Raw genomic sequence first — 2,311 nt, forward strand, 5'->3', positions numbered from 1 at the left:
GGGTGTAGCTCGGATGCGGTGAGGTCGCGTTGTTAGACGGCGAGTTGGAATCGGTGCTGGTCGGCGTGGGGATGGACACGTTCGATCTCTCGCGTGCGGTGGAACCGCCAGTACTCGTCGAAGTCGCCGTTGCTGATGATCGCTCGCAGGGTGAGGACGGCTTCGGCGCCGGGGACGCTCCACCGTGATCCTGTGATCGCCAGGCGGTCGGCGATGAGGTGCCGGCAGGCTCCCTCGACGGCTCCGCTGGCGATGGGCCAGCCTTCGGCGAGGGCGGTGTCGTAGCCGAGGTAGTCCTTCTTGTTCTCCAGGTACCGGCAGGCGGCATCGGCGGCCGAGCGCTGGTCCTTCGTCAGGTTCCGCTGGTCGGCCTGGGTGCCGATCGCGGTGATGACGTCGCCGGCGCGGCCGTTCAGCAGGGCGGCTGCGTGGGTGGCGACCCAGGTCTCGGCTGCGGGGTCGGTGGCGGTGTGGAAGCAGCGGGACGCCGCCCACAGCTTCTCGAGCACGTGGACGATGTCGAGGACGATGTGGACGCTCACGCCGCGCCGGGCGGCTTCGGCGTGGATGAGGTCGAGTTGGTGGCAGGCGCCGTCCACCAGGACGATCCAGGGGCGGGCGTGCAGGGGGTCGCGGGATTCGGCCTGGTCGAAGGCGGCAGCCACGACGTCGGCGGCGTCCTGCGCGAGGGAGGCGGTCAACCATTTCCTGCTCGCCTTGGGTCCCGGGCGCGGGACACGCTGTCCGGTGCGGCCGCCGGGCGGGGCGATCACATCGTGCGGGCGGCGCACCGATGGCGCCGCGTCGTAGACCACGGCGACGGTGGCCATGCGTTTGCGGTTCGCCTTCTCGCCGCCGGCCAGGCGGGTGCGGAAGGTGTGCCGGGCCTTCTCGGCGGCCTTGCGGGTGTGCTCGCGCAGGTCCTCGGGCCGCATCACGACCCCTTTCCCGTCCACGGAGAGCACCAGCAGCACCCCGGGGGCCGCGGGTTCGGGCAGGCGGGAGGTGTAGAACGCGGCGGTGTCCACGGCGGCGGCCCGGACCAGGGCTTCGAGCTGGCGTTTCCCGCAGACCTGGCCGCAGGTGCGGGTGACAGCCTCCAGGGCCTGGTCGAAGGAGCCGCGCACCGCCTCGATGACGGCCAGTTTGCGCAGGCCCAGGCTGCAGCGCTCCCCAGGTAGTGCGAGGGCGGCGTCGGCCGGGTGCAGCGCGGTGCGTCCCGGGGCGCGCAGCGCGCACCGGGTCACCGTGACCGTGCCGACGACGGTCGCCAGCAGACGCCGGTGTCCGGTCTCCAGGCGGCTGTGCCCCTCGAAGGCGTCGGCGCGCCGGGCGGGGGCGAGCGCGCCAAGGGTCGCGGCTTCCCGCTGTTCACGCAGGTCGAGGAAGCCCTGCAGGAGCAGGCGCTGCATCTCCCGGCCGCGGGTCGCGATCATGTCCTCCAGGGTGTCGTGGCAGGCGGTGAGTGTTTCGGGCCTGGTGAGGTCGGCGATGAGGGAAGTGAAGGAAGAAAACGCGGCTGCAAACGGGTCAGCCGACGCGCAGGGGTCGTAGTGTTCCATCGGGCTCTCGCTTCCGGCGGATTCATGGACGTCGCACTCCCGAATCTAGGAAGCGGGGCCCCTCTTACCGACCCGCGCTCGGTGGCACGGCCCCGGCCGGCATGTGCGCGGGTGTGCGCCCCCGCCCCGGCCAGGAGCGATCGCAGGCGAACAGGCCCGGCCCGTCCTCGGTGATCCAGCAGCGCTCGGTCAGCCGCTTGAGCTTCGAGCGCAGTCCTTCCACCTTCGAGGCGTCCGGCGGCAGGCCCAGCCCGGCCGCGATGTGCTTGGCCCGCATCGGACGCACCGCGTCCGTCAGCAGTTCGACGATGTCCCGGTAGGACTGCGGCAGCTCCGACAGCGCCCGTCCCTCTCTCCACCGGGGAACCAGCAGCACCCCGACCGGCGAACCCCGCCCCGCATCGGGACCCTCGGCGTCCTCCGCCGGCCCCGGAGCACCACCAGCCCCCGGCCCCGGCCGCTCACCAGCGGTAGAGAAGATCTCCGTCATCGTCTCCCGGGTGACCTCCAGCCGCGACAGCCGCCGCTGGTGTCCGACCAACTCATCGTGCAGTGCCGCGAGTTCGGCCTCGATCTCCGCGATCCGCTCCCGCGCCGCCCGCTCCCGCCACTCGATCTCCTCCAGCCACGATGCCACCGCTCTCACCCCGCAAGACCGTCGCCGCCCGCCCAACAACGACGATCCAGCAGCTGACCGCCTATCAGCAAGAGGACAAGGTCAGCGATCTCACCGCATTCGAGCTACACCC

Annotated in this window: 2 protein-coding genes; both read right to left on the reverse strand. The window is 71.6% G+C overall.

Annotated features, from left to right (window positions below; translation table 11 throughout):
• Window positions 1-32: 32 nt before the first annotated feature.
• On the reverse strand, window positions 33-1,562 hold the full coding sequence (locus ABH925_RS37555) for an ISKra4 family transposase (RefSeq protein ID WP_370156115.1): 1,530 nt from the start codon (window positions 1,560-1,562) through the stop codon (window positions 33-35).
• Between the two features lie 64 nt (window positions 1,563-1,626).
• Window positions 1,627-2,199, reverse strand: a complete 573-nt coding sequence (locus tag ABH925_RS37560) for a hypothetical protein (RefSeq protein WP_370156117.1) — start codon at window positions 2,197-2,199, stop codon at window positions 1,627-1,629.
• Between the last annotated feature and the right edge of the window lie 112 nt (window positions 2,200-2,311).

Origin of the sequence: Streptacidiphilus sp. EB129, assembly GCF_041262645.1 — a bacterium.
Classification (GTDB): domain Bacteria; phylum Actinomycetota; class Actinomycetes; order Streptomycetales; family Streptomycetaceae; genus Streptacidiphilus.

What these genes read in the sequence shown, in the direction of transcription:
- ABH925_RS37555 (WP_370156115.1), bottom strand. Translation starts at nt 1,562, where the DNA reads ATGGAACACTACGACCCCTGCGCGTCGGCTGACCCGTTTGCAGCCGCG.